Origin of the sequence: Pseudomonas sp. FeN3W (assembly GCA_030263805.2) — a bacterium.
In the GTDB taxonomy this organism is placed as follows: Bacteria; Pseudomonadota; Gammaproteobacteria; order Pseudomonadales; family Pseudomonadaceae; genus Stutzerimonas; species Stutzerimonas stutzeri_G.
In genome coordinates this window covers 3,379,395-3,394,687 of sequence record CP136010.1, presented here as the reverse complement: position 1 = coordinate 3,394,687, position 15,293 = coordinate 3,379,395, and the positions used below count along the sequence as shown (strand labels likewise).

Annotated in this window: 8 protein-coding genes; 4 read left to right on the top strand and 4 right to left on the bottom strand. The window is 62.1% G+C overall.

The features are described 5' to 3' along the window. Nucleotides 1–71: 71 nt before the first annotated feature. Both ilvE and glnE read right to left on the bottom strand, forming a co-directional pair. A complete protein-coding gene (gene ilvE / locus P5704_015995) occupies nucleotides 72–995 on the bottom strand; it encodes a branched-chain-amino-acid transaminase (protein WOF77549.1) in 924 nt (307 codons plus the stop codon). 50 nt (nucleotides 996–1,045) lie between these two features. After that, nucleotides 1,046–3,991: a bifunctional [glutamate--ammonia ligase]-adenylyl-L-tyrosine phosphorylase/[glutamate--ammonia-ligase] adenylyltransferase gene (gene glnE / locus P5704_015990; GenBank protein WOF77548.1), complete on the bottom strand. Its 2,946-nt coding sequence runs from the start codon at nucleotides 3,989–3,991 to the stop codon at nucleotides 1,046–1,048. A gap of 266 nt (nucleotides 3,992–4,257) precedes the next feature. Here glnE and aceE point away from each other — a divergent pair, with 266 nt between their 5' ends. Continuing rightward, nucleotides 4,258–6,903, top strand: coding sequence for a pyruvate dehydrogenase (acetyl-transferring), homodimeric type (aceE, locus tag P5704_015985; protein ID WOF77547.1), 2,646 nt, complete (start codon nucleotides 4,258–4,260; stop codon nucleotides 6,901–6,903). A 27-nt stretch (nucleotides 6,904–6,930) separates the two neighbouring features. After that, entirely contained in the window at nucleotides 6,931–8,937 is a 2,007-nt protein-coding gene (aceF, locus tag P5704_015980; protein WOF77546.1) for a dihydrolipoyllysine-residue acetyltransferase, read from the top strand. 87 nt (nucleotides 8,938–9,024) lie between these two features. Here aceF and P5704_015975 read toward each other — a convergent pair whose 3' ends face one another. Beyond that, nucleotides 9,025–9,513: a hypothetical protein gene (locus P5704_015975; protein ID WOF81254.1), complete on the bottom strand. Its 489-nt coding sequence runs from the start codon at nucleotides 9,511–9,513 to the stop codon at nucleotides 9,025–9,027. 149 nt (nucleotides 9,514–9,662) lie between these two features. Between P5704_015975 and P5704_015970 the strand changes: the two genes are divergently transcribed. Both P5704_015970 and msrA read left to right on the top strand, forming a co-directional pair. Then, nucleotides 9,663–12,335: an EAL domain-containing protein gene (locus P5704_015970; protein WOF77545.1), complete on the top strand. Its 2,673-nt coding sequence runs from the start codon at nucleotides 9,663–9,665 to the stop codon at nucleotides 12,333–12,335. Nucleotides 12,336–12,446: 111 nt separating this feature from the next. Continuing rightward, a complete protein-coding gene (gene msrA / locus P5704_015965) occupies nucleotides 12,447–13,094 on the top strand; it encodes a peptide-methionine (S)-S-oxide reductase MsrA (GenBank protein ID WOF77544.1) in 648 nt (215 codons plus the stop codon). Nucleotides 13,095–13,506: 412 nt separating this feature from the next. On the opposite strand, the gene P5704_015960 is transcribed toward msrA, so the two are convergent. Continuing rightward, the gene (locus P5704_015960; protein ID WOF77543.1) at nucleotides 13,507–15,285 is read right to left on the bottom strand and encodes an acyl-CoA dehydrogenase C-terminal domain-containing protein; all 1,779 of its coding nucleotides are present in this window, start codon (nucleotides 15,283–15,285) and stop codon (nucleotides 13,507–13,509) included. Between the last annotated feature and the right edge of the window lie 8 nt (nucleotides 15,286–15,293).

Genomic DNA, 15,293 nt, shown 5'->3' with positions numbered 1-15,293 from the left:
GGCAGCTTCAAGCCACGAGCCTCAAGCTGCAAGCGGCAAACCATCGGCCGCGTGCAGCTTGGCGCCTGCGCTTACTTGACCAGTGTCCGCCATTCGGCATACGCCGCGGTCTTGCCGGAGACCAGATCGAAGTAGGCCTTCTGCAACTTTTCGGTCACTGGGCCACGACGACCGATGCCGATGGCGCGGCCATCGACTTCGCGAATCGGCGTCACCTCTGCGGCAGTTCCGGTGAAGAAGGCTTCGTCGGCGATATAGACCTCGTCGCGGGTGATGCGCTTCTCGACCACCTTCAGGCCGTGCTCGGCGGCCAGGGTCAGCACGGTGCCACGCGTGATGCCATTCAGGCAGGCGGTCACTTCCGGGGTGTAGATCACGCCATCCTTGATGATGAAGATGTTCTCGCCCGAACCTTCGGCCACGTAGCCTTCAGGATCCAGCATCAACGCTTCGTCAGCGCCACCGGAAATGGCTTCCTGCAGGGCCAGCATCGAGTTGATGTAGGCACCGTTGGACTTGGCGCGGGTCATGGTGATGTTGACGTGGTGACGGGTGAAGGAGCTGGTGCGCACCTTGATGCCCAGTTCCAGCGCCTCGTCGCCCATGTAGGCGCCCCAGTGCCAGGCGGCGACGATCACGTGCACTTTCAGGCCGCTGGCGCGCAGGCCCATGCCTTCGCTTCCGTAGAACACCATCGGGCGGATGTAGGCGCTTTCCAGGTTGTTCTCGCGCACTGCGGCGCGGGTCGCTTCGTTGATCTCTTCCTTCGAGTACGGCATCGGCATGTTCATGATGTGTGCCGAATCGAACAGGCGGTCGGTGTGCGCCTGCAGGCGGAAGATCGCCGTGCCGTCCGGGGTGTTGTAGGCGCGTACGCCTTCGAATACGCCCATGCCGTAGTGCAGGGTATGGGTCAGCACATGGGTGGTCGCATCACGCCACTGCACCAGTTCGCCGTCATACCAGATGACGCCATCACGATCGGCCATCGACATCGTTGCCAGCTCCTCAGAATTCGAATTTGCCCAGTAGCCCGACGAGGGGCTCAGCTTAGGCCCAACTCACGCCAGATACGCATGACAGCGCGGCGCTCGTCGTGGAATTGATCCCCACTCACCACTCCGGGCTGCTTCTGCAGTGATTGCCGGTGCGCTGCGGCGCGGTAGGCCTTGTAGGCATCCTGCAGCAGCCGAACCTCATCGCCGGTCATCAACCCGGCCTGCTCCAACCCATCGAGGATGCGGATGTTATCGGTATAGCGCAGCAGTTCGGGATGCTGGTGCGACCACGCCAAAGCCGCGTATTGCACCATAAATTCGATATCCACGATACCACCGGCGTCCTGCTTGAGATTGAACTCGGCGGCGCCGTCGAAGGCTTGCTCGGCAGTCCCCGCATGTGTCGCGCGGGTCCCGAGGTTGTCGCGCATCTTCGCGCGCATGTCGCTGACTTCGCGACGCAGCGCATCCAGATCACGTTCACGACCGAGCACACCGGCGCGCACCCGTTCGAAGTCGGCAGTCAGCTGCGGACAGCCAACCAGCACCCGCGCACGCACCAGCGCCTGGTGCTCCCAGGTCCAGGCTTCCTGGCCCTGGTAGCGCTCGAAGGCGCCGAGGGAGCTGACCAGCAGCCCAGAAGCGCCGGACGGACGCAGGCGCATGTCCACCTCGTACAGCTGGCCGGAGGTGGTCTGGGTGGTCAGCAGATGAATGATGCGCTGACCGAGACGGGTAAAGAACTGCGCGGTGTCGATGGGCTTGGCGCCATTGGTCTCGGCGGCAGGGTCGCCGTCATGGATGAACACCAGGTCCAGGTCGGAACCGTGACCGAGCTCGATCCCGCCGACCTTGCCGTAACCGACGATGACGAAGGCCGGATCGCACAGCGTGCCGTCGCTGCGCTGCGGCTGACCATGACGCGCGACAGTGTGGCGCCAGGCCAGGGTCAGTACTTCCTGCAGAATGGCCTCCGCCAGCCAGGTCAGGTAGTCACTGACCTTCATCAACGGCAGCGTCCCGGCGATCTCCGAGGCTGCGACGCGCAGGCGATGCGCCAACTTGAAATGACGCAGCGCCTCCATCTGCTGCTCGAGGTCATCCTCGGGAATACGCATCAGCCGCTCGCGCAATTCTGCGGCCAGCTCCGGCGCCAGCGGCGGGCTATACAAACGACCGGCGTTGAGCAATTCGTCGAGCAGCAACGGGAACCGCGCGATCTGCTCGGCGACCCACGGGCTGGCCGCGCAGAGTTCGAGCAACCGCTGCAGCGCGCCGGGATTTTCGGTCAGCAATACGAGATAGGCCGAACGCCGGGCCACCGCCTCGACCAATGGCAGCACGCGCTCGAGCACCAGATCCGGGTCGTCCTGCTCGACAGCCTGTGCCAGCAAACGAGGAATGAAGGCATCCAGACGCTCGCGGCCGAGACGCTGCATGGTCCTGACCTGACTGGCATTACGCAGTGCGGCGAGGCGCTGACAGGCAACCTGACCATCACGGAACCCGGCTTCGGACAGCTGTCGACAGGCGAACTCCTCGTCCCAGTCCTGCTCCCACAGCGGCAGCCACTCGCCGCCGACCAGCGCCTCGCCTTCGGCATTCTCGTCCTCGTCCGGGTCGGCGATGACCTGGTGAAAATGCCAGTCGATACGCCCACGCCAGTGCAACAGCTGCTCGTGGAAGGCCTGCCAGCTGTCGAAACCGAGCATGAAGGCGACCCGCGCGCAGTCGACTTCAGTCTCCGGCAGCATCTGCGTCTGGCGATCGGCGATGGCCTGCAGCGCATGCTCGGTATAGCGCAGAAACTCATAGCCTTCGCGCAGCTCCTTCACCGCCGCACCCGGCAGATAGCCCTGACCTTCCAGGGTAGCCAGCACCTTGAGCAACGGCCGCTGTTGCAGGCTGAGATCGCGCCCGCCGTGAATCAGCTGAAACGCCTGGGCGATGAACTCCACCTCGCGGATGCCACCGGCACCCAGCTTGATATTCGAAGCCATGCCCTTGCGCCGCACTTCCTGCTGGATCAGCTGCTTCATGGTGCGCAGCGCTTCGATGGCGGAGAAATCAAGGTAGCGCCGATAGACGAACGGCCGCAGCATTTCCAGCAGCTCCTTGCCGGCCTGCTGGTCGCCACCGATGACACGCGCCTTGATCATCGCGTAGCGCTCCCAGTCACGCCCCTGGTCCTGGTAGTACTGTTCCAGCGCGTTGAAGCTGTAGACCAGCGGACCGGACGAACCGTACGGGCGTAGGCGCATATCGACGCGGAAGACGAAGCCATCGACGGTGATGGCGTCCAGCGACTTGATCAGCCGCTGACCGAGCCGGACGAAGAACTCCTGATTGTCCAGCGAGCGCTTGGCGCCCACGGTTTCGCCACCTTCGGGGTATCCGAAGATCAGGTCGATGTCCGAGGACAGATTCAGCTCGTGGGCGCCCAGCTTGCCCATGCCAAGGATGACCATGTGTTGCGGGTTGCCGCTGCGACGCCCGGTGGGTACGCCGAACTGCTCGCAATGGCGTGTGTACAGCCAGTGATACGCCAGATCGACCGAAGCGTCGGCGAGATCGGAAAGGTCGCGACAGGTTTCGGCAAGGTCGGCCTGACGGGTCAGGTCGCGCCAGATGATCCGCACCTGCTGGCGGGTCCGGAAGCGGCGCAGGGTCAGCGCCAGGGCATCCTCGCTGTCGCACGCGGCGACCTGCTCGCTCAGTGCGTCACGCATCTCGACCGGCGCGAGCGATCTGTCCAGCCACCCCAGCTCGGCCAGCTGCAGCAGCATCTGCGGATCTCGACTAACCTGTTCGCTGACGAAGTCGCTCGCCGCACAGACCCGGCCGAACGCCTCGCGCTGCTCCACCAGCCAGGCGCGGCAACGTGCCGCAATGGCATCCGACAGGCTGCCGGCAGCAGCGAGGAACGACTCTTCGGCACGGCTGACAAAAGGCAGAAGCGAGGGCGGCAATGCAACCAGCGATGGCAGACTCATTGAGGTTTCCTTCACAGCAACACAGTGAAACCGCGCGATTCAGAGCCTCGCAGATGCCTTTCTCAGGAAAATGCCAGCGCCGCTGATCTGTAGTTTTACTACTAAAGAGTATTTCAGGGGGCTGATCCCGACGTCATTTTGTAGTAAAACTACAGACGCCCGGTCCTACCCCCGGCACTCGTCCAAGAACATTACACGCACCGGCCCACAAAGCCGGTCGCGAACAGGCAACCGATTCTGGAAGCCTTTCCGCCATGGAGCAAGCCATGCAAGATCTCGATCCCGTCGAAACCCAGGAATGGCTGGACGCCCTCGAGTCCGTCCTCGACCGCGAGGGTGAAGACCGCGCTCACTACCTGATGACCCGGATGGGTGAACTGGCCACACGTAGCGGCACCCCCCTGCCCTACGGCATCACCACGCCGTACCGCAATACCATCCCCGTCACCCGCGAAGCCAAGATGCCCGGCGACCTGTTCATGGAGCGCCGTATTCGCTCCCTGGTCCGCTGGAACGCACTGGCCATGGTGATGCGCGCCAACCTCAAGGATCCGGATCTGGGTGGGCACATCTCCACCTTCGCTTCCAGCGCGACCCTCTACGACATCGGTTTCAACTATTTCTTCCAGGCCCCAACGGAAGAGCACGGCGGCGACCTGATCTACTATCAGGGGCATGCCTCCCCTGGCATTTACGCCCGCGCCTTTCTCGAAGGCCGCCTGAGCGAAGACCAGATGCTCAACTTCCGCCAGGAAGTGGACGGACAGGGCCTGTCGAGCTACCCGCATCCGCACCTGATGCCGGACTTCTGGCAGTTCCCGACCGTGTCCATGGGTCTCGGCCCGATCACTGCGATCTACCAGGCGCGCTTCATGAAGTACCTGGAGAACCGCGGCTTCATTCCGAAAGGCAAGCAACGCGTCTGGTGCTTCATCGGTGACGGCGAGTGCGACGAGCCGGAAACCCTCGGCGCCATTTCCCTGGCCGGTCGTGAAAATCTCGACAACCTGGTGTTCGTCATCAACTGCAACCTGCAGCGTCTGGACGGCCCGGTACGCGGCAACAGCAAGATCATCCAGGAGCTGGAAGGCGTATTCAAAGGCGCCAACTGGAACGTCAACAAGGTCGTCTGGGGCCGCCTGTGGGACCCACTGTTCGCCGCCGACGAAGACGGCCGCATGCAGCGCCGCATGGACGAAGCCATCGACGGCGAATACCAGAACTACAAGGCCAAAGACGGCGCCTATGTGCGCAAGCATTTCTTCGGTGCTGACCCTGAGCTGCTCAAGCGTGTCGAGAGCATGTCCGACGAGGAAGTCTGGAAGCTCAACCGCGGCGGCCACGATCCGTACAAGGTCTATGCGGCCTACCACCAGGCGGTCAATCACAAGGGCCAGCCGACAGTCATCCTGGCCAAGACCATCAAGGGCTACGGCACCGGTGCCGGAGAGGCGAAGAACATCGCCCACAACACCAAGAAAGTCGATATCGACAGCCTGAAGAAATTCCGCGACCGCTTCGACATCCCGGTCAACGATTCGCAGCTCGAAGAACTGCCGTTCTACCGCCCGGCCGAAGACAGCGCCGAGATGCGCTACCTGCGCAAGTGCCGCGAGAAACTCGGTGGTTCGCTGCCGCAGCGCCGGCCGAAGAGCTTCAGCATCCCGACGCCGCCATTGGACACCCTCAAAGCAGTGCTCGACGGTTCCGGTGATCGCGAGATCTCCACCACCATGGCGTTCGGTCGGATCCTGTCGCAGCTGGTCAAGGACAAGGATCTGGGCAAGCGCATCGTGCCGATCCTCGCCGACGAGGCGCGCACCTTCGGCATGGAAGGCATGTTCCGTCAGCTGGGTATCTATTCCCCGGTGGGGCAGCTTTACGAGCCGGTCGACCGCGACCAGGTGATGTATTACCGCGAAGAAAAGGATGGTCAAATCCTGCAGGAAGGCCTGAACGAAGCGGGTGCCTTCTCCTCATTCATCGCGGCGGGTACCGCCTACAGCAACTACAACCAGCCGATGCTGCCGGTCTACATCTTCTATTCGATGTTTGGCTTCCAGCGCATCGGCGACCTGGCCTGGGCGGCCGGCGATGCCCAGACCCGTGGTTTCCTGCTCGGTGGCACCTCCGGGCGCACCACCCTGAACGGCGAAGGCCTGCAGCACGAGGACGGGCATAGCCACATCCTCGCCAGCACCATCCCCAACTGCCGCAGCTATGACCCTACCTACGGCTACGAGCTGGCGGTGATCATGCATCACGGCATGCACGAGATGATGGAGCTGCAGAAGAGCGTCTACTACTACATCACCGTGATGAACGAGAACTACCAGCAGCCGGCCATGCCGCAGGGTGTCGAGGACGGCATCATCAAGGGCATGTACCTGCTCGAGGAAGCCAAGGGCGACTTCAAGCACCGCGTACAGCTGCTGGGTTCCGGCACCATCCTGCGTGAAGTGCGTGCTGCGGTGGACATCCTCGCCAAGATGGGTGTCGGCGCCGACGTCTGGAGCGTAACCAGCTTCAACGAGCTGCGTCGCGATGGCCTGGCGGTCGACCGCTGGAACCGTCTGCATCCGACCGAGGAGCCGCGCAAGAGCTATGTCGAGCAGTGTCTGGAAGGCCGCGAAGGCCCGGTAGTGGCCTCGACCGACTACATGAAGCTGTTCGCCGATCAGATTCGTCAGTGGGTTCCGTCGCGCGAATACCAGGTGCTCGGCACTGACGGCTTCGGCCGCAGCGACTCGCGCGCCAAGCTGCGTGACTTCTTCGAAGTCGACCGCCGCTGGGTTGCCGTCGCGGCACTGCAGGCACTCGCCGATCGCGGCGCCATCGAACGCACCGTGGTGGCCAATGCCATCACCGAGTTCGGTATCGACCCCGAGAAGCGCAATCCGCTGGATTGCTGATGCTGCGTGCGCACAGGAGAACCTATTGTGAGTGAAACCATACGCGTACCCGACATCGGCAGCGGTGAGGGTGAAGTAATCGAGTTGTTCGTCAAGGTCGGCGACCGTATCGAAGCGGACCAGAGCATCCTGACGCTGGAGTCCGACAAGGCCAGCATGGAAATCCCGGCACCCAAGGCTGGCGTCGTGAAGGCCTTGAAGGTCAAGCTCGGCGACCGCCTGAAAGAAGGTGACGAGCTACTTGAGCTGGAAAGCGAAGAAGGAACTGACAGCGAAGCGCCGGCGCAAGCCGCGGCCGAGCCTGCAGCTGCCAGCACTGGCGGCCCGACTGATGAAGCCGAAGCACCTACGCCTCCGGGAGATGACAATCCTTCGGCCTCCGCCGAGGAAAGCGAGTCGCAGGAAATCAAGGTTCCGGACATCGGCTCCTCCGGCAAGGCCAGCGTGATCGAGATTTCGGTGAAGGCCGGCGATACCATCGCCGCCGAGCAACCGCTGATCACTCTCGAGTCCGACAAGGCCAGCATGGAGATCCCCTCTCCAGCCGCTGGCGTAGTCGAGAGCATTTCGGTCAAGGTGGGCGACGAAGTCGGTACCGGCGACCTGATCCTGATCCTCAAGGGTACCGCCTCGAGCAAGCCGGCAGCAGCCAGTGCTCCGGCCAGCCAGGCACAAAGCCCGGCCGAGGAGAAACTGACCGAGCAGGCCGCAGAAGCACCGGCCGAAACTGCAGGCGAGTCAGTGGAGGAGGTTCGTATTCCGGACATCGGTTCCAGCGGCAGCGCCAAGGTCATCGAAGTCATGATCAAGGCCGGCGACAGCGTCGAGGCGGACCAGTCGCTGATCACCTTGGAATCCGACAAGGCCAGCATGGAAATTCCGGCGCCCAAGGCGGGCGTGGTGGAGTCGCTGTCGATCAAGGTGGGTGACGATGCCAAGACCGGCGACCTGATCCTGACCCTCAAGGTCCAGGGCTCGGCGCCAGCGAAAAAGGCCGAGAGCAGGCCGCAGGAGGCCGTTTCCCAGCAGCAGGCCGTCGCACCGAACAAGCAGGGCGTACCGGAAGCCAAGGCCGCGGCGACGCCGGCTCCGGCCGTCAGCGGCCCGAGCAAGGCCGGCACCAAGGTTCACGCCGGGCCGGCGGTACGCATGACTGCGCGAGAGTATGGTGTCGACCTGGCCGATGTTCCGGCCACCGGTCCCAAGGGTCGGATTCTCAAGGAAGATGTCCAGGCCTACGTCAAGAACATGCTGCACAAGGCCAAGCAGGCTCCGGCCGAAGGTGCCTCGGGCGGTGCCGGCATTCCGCCGATCCCGGCCGTGGACTTCAGCAAGTTCGGCGAAGTCGAAGAAGTCGCGATGTCGCGCCTGATGCAGATCGGCGCAGCCAACCTGCACCGCAGCTGGCTGAACGTACCGCACGTGACCCAGTTCGAATCGGCCGACATCACCGAACTGGAGGCTTTCCGCGTCTCCCAGAAGGCTGCCGCCGAGAAGGCCGGCGTCAAGCTCACCGTGCTGCCGTTGTTGCTCAAGGCGTGTGCGCACCTGCTCAAGGAGCTGCCGGACTTCAACAGCTCGCTGGCGCCAAGCGGCAAGGCACTGATCCGCAAGAAGTACGTGCACATCGGCTTCGCCGTGGATACGCCGGATGGCCTGATGGTCCCGGTGATCAAGAACGTGGATCAGAAGAGTTTGCTGCAGTTGGCTGGCGAGGCGGCCGAGCTGGCAGAGAAAGCGCGCAGCAAGAAGCTCTCGCCTGACGCCATGCAGGGTGCCTGCTTCACCATTTCCAGCCTTGGCCACATTGGCGGCACCGGCTTCACGCCGATCGTCAACGCGCCGGAAGTGGCGATTCTCGGGGTATCCAAGGCGACGATGCAGCCAGTCTGGGACGGCAAGGCATTCGAGCCGCGCCTGATGTTGCCGCTCTCGCTGTCCTACGATCACCGTGTAATCAACGGGGCTGCTGCCGCACGCTTCACCAAACGGCTGTCGGAGCTGCTGGCGGATATCCGCACCCTGCTGCTGTAACGGCTGAGCCAAACGAAAAACGCCGCATCCTCTGAAGAAGATGCGGCGTTTTCTATTGTGCAGGGATCACGCGCACCAACTGCTGCGTCAACCCTTCTGCAGATTACGAATCAGAAAAGACAGTGCCTTGGCCAGCTCTTCGGCACCCGGGGGGTCGCGCAGAATGACCAGCAAGGGCAGGCCGTCGATGGGGCTGCTGATCGAACAACTGAACCCTTGCGCAGGACACTGATATTGCAGGTAGGGATCAAGCCCGAATACCGACAGACTGCGGTTGCGTACGGCAACACCGCTGCTGCTGCTGCGGACTTCCTCGCGTATGCGCAACTCCCCAGGAGCGGCCACGCTCAGCTCGTAGAGAAAGTCCTGCGGATTGGCCTGACCAACCTGATAACCCGCTCGCAATGCGTAGGTATCGAGCAATCCGTTACTATGCGCGAGCAGCGCTTCGCGATCGCTGCTGGTGAGATAAAGCTTTTTCAATTCAGTGAGATAGCGAGCCGACTCATCCGAGCCGAACTCCACCACTTCACTCGCGATCAGAGGTGTTCCGATCACGCAGAGAACCGAGACCATCACTAACTTTGCAAGCCGACTTGTCAGTCCCTGTCGCATGATGCACCCTTGCCGAAATTAATATTATTTAGCCATCGCCCTTCGCTGGAACGGCGCCTGGAGCACAGGCCAGCCCGACTCCGTGGAGCATACTGGAAGCCAACCGCTCGATGAAAATACATACCGATGCCGCCAGCCGTCTGGCGACCGAGGTTGTGACGCAGTTGCCAGTGCCTTCACGGCTCGGCATGCTGCGTTTCGAGCGCTTGAACGAGTCCAGCTGGACACTGCTTTTTCTCGACCCCGCTTGCGAGCGTTATCTCGGTGTTTCCGCCGGCGACCTTTGCTCCCTGGTCGACGCCCCCTACGCCAGCCTGATGGAGCCCAGCGTCCGTCACCAGCTACACGAAGAGATTCAGCAACAGCTGACAGGCCGCAGCCACTATTCAGTCAGCTATCGACTGCACACGCCTGACGGCGTGCAGGACATCACCGAACTCGGCGAAGTTTGCCAGCAGTATGGTCGCGAGCTGCTCAGGGGCTATCTGATGCCCGGACGCCAGCCTGAATCGGATCAGGATCTCAGGGCGCAGAACGCCCGACTGCGCACGGCGCTGCAGCAACATCAGCAAGCCCAGGACGAACACATCGAGCACATGCTGCGCTCGCGCACCCAGCAGAGCCTGATCGTCAGGCTGGCTCGGCATCGCTACGGCTCCGCCAATCCGGAACTGGAAGCGGCACAGCTGATCACCCAGGCCGCCTGCGAAGTCTACGAGCTGAACCGCGCGACAATCTGGCATCTGGACGGCACGCGCCTGGAGCCGGTGTCGTGCTACCGACTCGACAGCGACCATTACGAAACGCCCTCAGCCCTGGAACTCGCACCCTTTCCCCGCTACTTGCAGGCGCTGCAGAGCGGTCGCGCCGTCGATGCGCAGGACGTGTCCCAGGATCATCGCACCTGCGAACTTGACCAGCTTATCTATCGCCCGCAGGGCGTTCGCTCGATCCTGGACGCCAGCATTCGAGTCGGTGGGGAGGTAATCGGCGTTCTCAGCCTGCAACACACAGGCAAACCGCGCGCATGGCAGGCCGACGAGATCGCCTTCGCCGGCGAGCTGGCCGATCAGTATGCGCAGGTGCTGGCCAATCAGCAGCGGCTCAGCGCAACCCATATGCTCGGCCTGTTCCAGCGCGCCGTGGAACAGAGCGCCAGCGCTTTCATCCTGGTCGACCGAGAAGGCCGGGTGGAATATGTGAATCCGGCATTCACCGTCATCAGCCAGTTTTCCTCAGCCGAGGTACGCGGTCAGCGTCTGGCCGATCTGAAGGCTCTGGAAAACCTCGGCGAGCTACTGTTCGACACCTCTTCGGTACTTGCCCACAGCAACAGCTGGCAGGGCGAGTTCCGCTCCCGACGCAAGAACCTCGAGCCGTACTGGGGTCAGCTTTCCATCTCCAAGGTCTTCAATGATGAAGGCGCGCTGACCCACTACATCGGTATCTACGAGGACATCACCCGCAGCAAACTGGCGCATCAGCATATCGAGCGTCTGGCCTATACCGACAACCTGACCAACCTGGGCAATCGCCCGTACTTCATTCGCAGCATCGAGGAGCGCTTTGCCGCCGGCGCCGAGCCCAGACTCTGCCTGTTGCTGGTGGACATCGACAACTTCAAGCGCATCAACGACAGCCTCGGCCACCAGACCGGCGACAAGCTGCTCACCAGCCTTGCCCGGCGACTGCGCAACGGACTCAGCCAGCAGGCCGTACTGGCACGCTTTGCCAGCAACGAGTTCGCCCTGCTGTTCGATGACAAGGGACTGGACGAAGGCGTCCGCCTGGCAGACCAGGTGCTGCGCATCCTCGATAAGCCGCTATTCGTCGACAAGCAGCTGATCAGCGTCAGCGGGTCCCTGGGGCTGGCGTGCTCGCCTCAGCACGGGCGTGACCCGGAAACGCTGATGAAGCATGCCGGGCAAGCGCTGCACAAGGCCAAGGCGAACGGCAAGAACCAGGTGCAGATATTTACCGAAGCCCTGCATGCCGAAGCCAACTACAAGCTGTTCGTCGAGAACAACCTGCGCCGTGCGCTGCTGCAGAACGAGTTGGAGGTGTTCTACCAGCCCAAGCTATGCCTGCATACCGGCCGGCTGCAGGGGCTGGAAGCGCTGCTGCGCTGGAACCATCCGGAAAAGGGCATGATCCGCCCGGATCAGTTCATCAGCGTCGCGGAAGAAACCGGGCTGATCATCCCGATCGGCAAGTGGGTCGCGCGGGAAGCTTGCCGGATGGGCGTCACCCTTTCCGCGCTAGGCCTTGGCACGCCCCAGATCGCAATCAACCTTTCACCCAAGCAATTCTCGGATCCGGATCTGCTTGGCACGATCGCCGCAATTCTGCTCGAAGAGCAACTTCCCGCCGCGCAGCTGGAGCTGGAGCTGACAGAAAGCCTCCTGCTCGAAGCCACCGAGGAAACCCGACAGCAGCTGATCGGCCTCAAGGCGCTCGGCCTGACGCTGGCCATGGACGACTTCGGCACTGGGTATTCCTCACTGAGCTACCTGAAGAAATTCCCCATCGACGTGATCAAGATCGATCGCAGCTTTATCAAGGACATCCCGGGCAACCAGGACGACGTGGAGATCACCTCGGCAGTGATCGCCATGGCCCGCAAGCTGCACCTGAAGGTCGTCGCTGAAGGAATCGAAACACCGGAGCAGCTGAAATTCCTGCGTCGTCATCGCTGTGATATCGGTCAGGGCTACCTGTTCGACAAGCCGATCCCCGGCAACATCCTGACCGAGGCTCTGCGCCGCTATCCCCAATGGTGCTAAGCGCCAGTCGTTTGCGCAGGACTCTGCGACGCGTGGTAGCCGTGGCGCTTTCACTGACTCCCGGGCTTTTGTAGCCTAGCTCGTCAGCCACCTTCCCCGCTCGAGGCTCGCATGTCGCTACGCTCGCAGATTCTGATCAACAAACAGGCACTGCCCACCGCCGAGCAGGCCTTGCCCGGCCGCTCGACACCCATACCGGTCCCCCCCGCCCACTACGTCAATGGCAACCCGCTGCAGCCGCCCTTTCCAGCAGGGCTTTGCCAGGCGGTGTTTGGCATGGGCTGCTTCTGGGGAGCGGAACGCCGGTTTTGGGAGCAGCCGGGAGTCTGGACGACGGCTGTCGGCTATGCCGGAGGCCTGACCCCGAACCCGACGTACGATGAAGTCTGTTCCGGGCTTACCGGGCATACGGAGGCGGTACTGGTGGTCTTCGATCCTCAGCAGATCGACTACGGCACGCTGTTACGCGTTTTCTGGGAGGCTCACAACCCGACTCAGGGAATGCGGCAGGGTAACGATGTCGGCAGCCAGTATCGTTCGGCGATCTACTGCATGGATGCACAGCAGCGCAGCGAGGCGGAGACGAGTCGTGAACGTTTCCAGCAGCAACTGAGCGCAGCGGGCTTTCCGGCCATCACCACCGAGATCGACGACGCGCCGCCCTTCTTCTACGCAGAGGCCTACCACCAGCAGTATCTGGCAAAGAATCCTGGGGGATATTGCGGGTTGGGCGGCACTGGTGTGTGCCTGCCGAGTTGATGCCGGGACATCGGCCTAAGCCTAAGCGGTCGCAAGGCCGCTTGAATGGCTGACTACTGGCATAAGAACTAAGCAGAAAAGAAAAACCCCGCCGAAGCGGGGCTCTGCAGACTGAATCCTGACATCCATGATCGCGCGCCATCCTGGCGCCGCTCCCTGTGTGATCCGTTTTATTGATTTGCGCTTTCCATGCGCCACGTCCTTAAGCAGTAGATTACCGTCAGACCTTGTGAGCCTGTAGTAGCCATTGTGCATCACGCCTTGTAAGCCTTTTCCTACATCGCGTCATCCTTGATGCAATGCTGTAAGTCCAGGCTTACATGGTGCGGTTTTTATGACCTGAAGGGCGGCTTAATCGTTCCGCGTCATGGCCAAATAATTTCATATTGCCTTTAGATTAAGCCGCGGCTTCTCAGAATTGAGCAGCGTCGAGCAGGTACAGCGACTCGCTTCCGGCCTTGACCGAAGCGCTCAGCGAATGAATTCGCGGCAACAGGCGAGCAAAGTAGAAACGCGCGGTTCCCAGCTTGCTCTGGTAGAAGTCGCCTTCATCCTGTTTGGCGAATGCCGCTACCGCCATGCGTGCCCACATGTACGCATAAGCGGTGTAGCCGAACACGTGCAGGTACTCCACCGAGGCGGCGCCGATTTCGTTCGGATTCACCTTGGCCTGATCGATTACCCAGGCGGTCAGCTCATCCAGATTGTCCATGGCAGCCTTGAGGGGCTCGGCGAACTCCGCCAGCTCCGGACCGGCATCAGCGATGAATGTACGAATTTCATCGACGAAGGCCTGATACATGGTGCCACCACTGCCGACAATCTTGCGCCCAACCAGGTCCAGCGCTTGAATGCCGTTGGTGCCCTCGTAGATCTGAGTAATGCGGCAGTCACGCACCAGCTGCTCCTGGCCCCACTCGCGGATGAAGCCATGGCCGCCGAAAATCTGCTGCCCATGTACCGTGGTTTCCAGCCCCATGTCAGTGAGGAAGGCCTTGGCTACCGGTGTCAGCAGCGCCACCTGCGCCTCGGCTCGCAGCCGCGCCTCGTCGTCGTCGCTGAACTTGGCGATATCGAGCTGCAGCGCGACATAACTGGAGAACGCGCGACCACCCTCGTTCAGCGCCTTCATGGTCAGCAGCATGCGGCGTACATCCGGATGCACGATGATCGGATCGGCTGCCTTGTCCTGCGCAATCGGTCCGGTCGGTGCGCGGCTCTGGATACGCTCGCGGGCATACTCGATGGCGCTCTGATAGGAGCGCTCGCCAGTCGACAGGCCCTGAATACCGACGCCCAGACGCTCGTAGTTCATCATGGTGAACATCGCTGCGAGGCCCTTGTTCGGCTCGCCGACCATCCAGCCGGTGGCACCGTCGAAGTTCATCACGCAGGTCGCCGAGGCCTGGATACCCATCTTGTGCTCGATGGAACCGCAGGACAGCGAGTTGCGCTCACCCAGGGTGCCGTCCTCGTTGACCATCACCTTCGGCACCAGGAACAACGAGATGCCGCGGGAGCCAGCTGGCGCATCCGGCAGCTTGGCCAGCACCAGGTGGATGATGTTCTCGGTCAGGTCATGCTCGCCACCGGTGATGAATATCTTGGTGCCGCTGATCTTGTAGGAGCCGTCTGCCTGCGGCTCGGCCTTGGTGCGGATAATGCCGAGGTCGGTACCGGCATGAGGTTCGGTCAGACACATGGAGCCGGACCAGACACCGGCATACATGTTCGGCAGGTACTTCTGCTTGAGCTCCTCACTGGCGTGGGCGTAGATCGACAGGCAGGCGCCGGACGTCAGCATCGGATAGAGGCCGAAGGCCAGGCTGGCGGAGTTCATCATCTCTTCGACTTGGGCCGAGATGACCTTGGGCATACCCATCCCGCCGAACGCAGGATCGCCACCGACACCGACCCAGCCGCCTTCGGCATATAGCTGATAAGCCTCGCGGTAGCCGGCGGGCGTAGAAACAGCCCCGGCGTCCCAGCGGCAGCCTTCTTCGTCACCGCTGCGGTTGAGCGGCGCGATGCTGTTGGCGGTGATCTTGCCAGCTTCCTCGAGAATTGCATCGGCCGTCTCGGCATCGACCACTTCGGCCAGCGCTGGCAGCGACTGCCAGAGTTTCGGCGCGTCGAAGACTTCATTCAGGACAAAACGCATGTCGCGCAGCGGCGCTTGGTAGTCAGCCATGGCAAGGT